The organism is Lysinibacillus sp. RC79, from assembly GCF_041262405.1.
In the GTDB taxonomy this organism is placed as follows: domain Bacteria; phylum Bacillota; class Bacilli; order Bacillales_A; family Planococcaceae; genus Lysinibacillus.
In genome coordinates, this window is record NZ_JBGCCD010000063.1 from 1 (window position 1) to 4,080 (window position 4,080).

General features: G+C 40.0%; 2 protein-coding genes and 8 tRNA genes. All 10 read right to left on the reverse strand.

The annotated features are described in order from the left end of the window. Positions 1-173 precede the first annotated feature (173 nt). The 10 genes from ABH968_RS27570 to ABH968_RS27615 all read right to left on the reverse strand — a co-directional run bounded on the left by ABH968_RS27570 (position 174) and on the right by ABH968_RS27615 (position 3,801). Positions 174-247: transfer RNA gene (locus ABH968_RS27570), tRNA-Gly, on the reverse strand. A gap of 24 nt (positions 248-271) precedes the next feature. Further along, positions 272-348, reverse strand: a tRNA-Arg gene (locus ABH968_RS27575). Positions 349-374: 26 nt separating this feature from the next. Beyond that, positions 375-460, reverse strand: a tRNA-Leu gene (locus ABH968_RS27580). Between the two features lie 68 nt (positions 461-528). After that, a tRNA-Lys gene (locus ABH968_RS27585) sits at positions 529-601 on the reverse strand. A 15-nt stretch (positions 602-616) separates the two neighbouring features. Continuing rightward, positions 617-691: transfer RNA gene (locus tag ABH968_RS27590), tRNA-Gln, on the reverse strand. A 5-nt stretch (positions 692-696) separates the two neighbouring features. Beyond that, positions 697-772, reverse strand: a tRNA-Asp gene (locus tag ABH968_RS27595). Between the two features lie 36 nt (positions 773-808). Beyond that, positions 809-880 (reverse strand) — tRNA-Glu (locus tag ABH968_RS27600). A 1-nt stretch (position 881) separates the two neighbouring features. Then, a tRNA-Asn gene (locus ABH968_RS27605) sits at positions 882-958 on the reverse strand. Positions 959-1,049: 91 nt separating this feature from the next. Next, on the reverse strand, positions 1,050-1,511 hold the full coding sequence (locus tag ABH968_RS27610; RefSeq protein ID WP_370049195.1) for a SprT family protein: 462 nt from the start codon (positions 1,509-1,511) through the stop codon (positions 1,050-1,052). A 115-nt stretch (positions 1,512-1,626) separates the two neighbouring features. Beyond that, positions 1,627-3,801 carry a Tex family protein gene (locus tag ABH968_RS27615; RefSeq protein ID WP_370049196.1) on the reverse strand — a complete coding sequence of 725 codons (2,175 nt, stop codon included), beginning with the start codon at positions 3,799-3,801 and terminating at the stop codon, positions 1,627-1,629. Positions 3,802-4,080: the final 279 nt, after the last annotated feature.

The window sequence follows — 4,080 nt, forward strand, 5'->3', positions numbered from 1 at the left end:
TGATGTCCAAAATTTTGTTTCGTTCACCAACTCAAGGTTAGCTACTAAAAACTTTATTGATTACGTTTTGCTTGTTCAGTTTTCAAGGTTCATGTTGTTATCTTGTAGTGACAACTTTTATATCATACGACATAAAAATTTGAATGTCAACAAGTTTTTTAAAAAAAGTTTTTTGGAGCGGGTGATGAGAATCGAACTCACGACATCAGCTTGGAAGGCTGAGGTTTTACCATTAAACTACACCCGCGAAATAAATAATATTTATTTAAAATGGCGCGCCCGACAGGAGTCGAACCCATAACCTTCTGATCCGTAGTCAGACGCTCTATCCAATTGAGCTACGGGCGCATATTGTATATATTCATAAATTGACTTGGTGCGGCCGAGAGGACTTGAACCTCCACGGGGTTGCCCCCACTAGGCCCTCAACCTAGCGCGTCTGCCATTCCGCCACGACCGCATTCAATTAGGAACTTTCTTATTATACTATGATAATCTAGGAAGTCAACCTTTTTTTCTTATAAAAGATGAGCCATGAAGGACTCGAACCTTCGACCCTCTGATTAAAAGTCAGATGCTCTACCAACTGAGCTAATGGCTCCTATTAAGAAATGAATGGCTGGGGTACTAGGATTCGAACCTAGGCATGACGGAATCAAAATCCGTTGCCTTACCGCTTGGCTATACCCCAATAAGTGGCGGTCCCGACCGGGATCGAACCGGCGATCTCCTGCGTGACAGGCAGGCATGTTAACCGCTACACCACGGGACCAATGTTACTATATTTTTATGAATTAAACTAATGAAATGACCCCTACGGGATTCGAACCCGTGTTACCGCCGTGAAAGGGCGGTGTCTTAACCACTTGACCAAGGGGCCATGGCTCCGAAGGCAGGACTCGAACCTGCGACAACCTGATTAACAGTCAGGTGCTACTACCAACTGAGCTACTTCGGAATAATCCATATGTTTTGTCGTCGTTATCTTGTCGACTTTTACTATTATAGGGACATCTTCAGTAAACGTCAACCTTTTTTATTAAGTTTTTTTATTCCACTAGTTTTAAACGTCCTAAACACTTGCTACAGCAGTATTTCCCCACATTCATTCTAATTTTTCTTACATATAATTGTTGGCATTTTACACATGTATATGTATAAAGTCGGCGTCGCTTTTTTTGAGATGTCTTAGGGGTTTGTAATAATGAGCAAAAACGAGGAGCATTCACTTTTACTAATAGCTCTCGAAAATCTTTGTCGCGATGCTGATACCCCTTGCCTTCCAAATGTAAATGATAATGACATAATTCGTGTCGAACGATCCCTTCAACTTCACTAATACCATACAATTCATAAGCTTTTGGATTAACTTCAATATTGTGTGATTGTAAAAGATAACGCCCACCTGTCGAACGTAGCCTTGAATTAAAATATGCTTGATGCATAAATGGCTTCCGGAAACTTTCTAATGATATTCGACTAACAAGATTTTGTAGTTCCTCATTGTTCATAATCTATATCACCTCTAACAACAAGAATACCACACTGCGTAGTATAGACAGTGTGGTATAAATTTATCCCGCAAATCAGTGGGGATGAAGAAAACCCTCACTGATAAAGTTTCACTTACGCTTCGATAGTTTGATCTTTAGGAGGTAGCATTGTTAATGAAATGCGCCCTTTATTGACATCTATTTGTTCTACCCAAACCGTCACAATGTCACCGAGAGCAACAACCTCTAATGGATGTTTAATACGTCTTTTTTGTAATTTAGAAATATGCACAAGCCCGTCCTGCTTCACTCCAATATCTACAAATGCTCCGAAATCAACTACGTTTCTCACTGTACCTTGCAATTCCATCCCAACTTGTAAATCTTCCATTTTTAATACATCTGTTTTCAGCAGAGGCTGAGGGAATGCATCACGTGGATCGCGACTTGGTTTCATTAATGTATCCACAATATCATGTATTGTGACAACTCCAATATCTAAAACTTCACTTAATTTCTCTACATCTAGTTTTGCAATCGCTTCCTCTGCCTTCTGTGACCCAAGCTCTTTTTTATCAATTTGTACTACCTCTAAAATACGCTCTGCTACATTATAGCTTTCAGGGTGAATGCCCGTAGCGTCAAATGCATTTTTTGCTCCTGGAACACGTAAGAAACCAATTGCTTGTTCATACGTTTTGGCACCAAGTCGTGGGATTTTCTTTAGTTGAGCACGTGTAGTAAATTGTCCACTTTCCTCACGCACCTTCACAATATTCTCCGCAACCGTTTTAGATAATCCAGAAACGTATTGCAGTAGCGAAGATGAGGCTGTATTAACATCAACACCAACTTGGTTAACAGCTGTCTCTACTATAAATGTTAAAGACTCAGTCAATTTCTTTTGAGAGACATCATGCTGATACTGACCTACTCCAACTGCTTTTGGCTCAATTTTTACTAACTCCGACAACGGATCTTGCAAACGACGCGCAATAGAAACGGCACTACGCTGTTCTACCTGTAAATCAGGAAACTCTGTACGGGCAATTTCAGACGCTGAATAAACAGATGCCCCTGCTTCATTGACAATAACATAGGATGTATCAGTTTCAAGCTCATTCAATATATCTGCAATAAATTGCTCTGTTTCGCGTGAGGCCGTTCCATTACCAATGGCAATGATAGTAATTGGGTATTTTGCTAAGATCTTTTTCACAATTGCTTTTGATTTTGCTACATCTGGTTTCGGAGGATGTGGATAAATGGCTGTAACCTCTAGCATTTTCCCTGTTTCATCTACAACAGCTAACTTACAGCCTGTACGGTACGCCGGATCAACACCTAATACAAACTTCCCTTTCATCGGAGGCTGTAATAAAAGATTACGTAAATTCTCAGAGAAAATGTGGATAGCCTGTGCCTCTGCCTTTTCTGTAAGTTCATTTCGTAACTCTCGTTCTATAGAAGGCTGAATTAGACGTTTGTACGAATCCTCTATCGCTAGCTTCACTTCGGCAATTGCTGGAGAGGAACCTGTAGCAGGAATCCATTCCTTCCACATAATCATCAGTACTCGATCTATTGGTACATGAATTGCCACTTTTAAGATTTCCTCTTTCTCACCACGATTTACAGCTAAAATACGGTGTGGGACTATTCGATTTACAGGCTCTTCATATTCGTAATACATTTCGAAAACGTTTTTATCGTCTGCCTCTGCATTCTTTACACTTGTTACGAGCACTCCGTCTTTCCAGGAATACGTACGTATTTTTTCACGAATTGCCGCGTCATCAGCAAAGCGCTCTGCCAAAATATCTCGAGCCCCAGCTAATGCCTCCTCTACATTAGTAACTTTCTCCTCATCTATGAAAGCCATTGCTAATTGTTCTAAGGCATCACTACGATACTCTAATAGAAGATCCGCAAGAGGTTCTAACCCTTTTTCTTTCGCTATTGTCGCCTTTGTTCGGCGTTTTTGTTTATAAGGTCGATATAAATCCTCTACACGCTGTAACACAGTTGCTGCTTGAATAGCTTGTTCTAATTCAGGTGTTAGTTTATCTTGTTCATGAATTAAGCGTATAACCTCTTCTTTACGTTGTTCAAGCTGCTGTATGTAGTGATAACGATCCTCTACAGCTTTAATCTGCACCTCATCAAGGGACCCAGTAGCTTCTTTACGATAACGTGCAATGAATGGCACGGTGTTTCCTTCTTCTAATAATTTAATAACAGACTCTGCTTGACCTGGCTTAATAGCTACATCTTTTGCAATGAGCTGTAACATTTGCTTTTGTTCCACATCATCACTACCTTTTTCTTTTCATTTTACCATTACACTTTACTAAAAATGCAAAAAAACAGTCTACTCTGAGAGAAGAGTAAACTATTTGATTAAATTAAGAGGAGGCTGTTTTCGCTAACACTTCCTACTAGGGCTTATGCTCTTGCGTGTACCTGCAATAGCAATAGGAGTCCGCGTAAAAATAATATGTACCCTTTGTAAAGGACATTTTAAAAAAGGTTAGGCAACTTTCTGAAGCTGCTGTCTGTATTTTGCAGGCGGCAGCTTATTTAAATT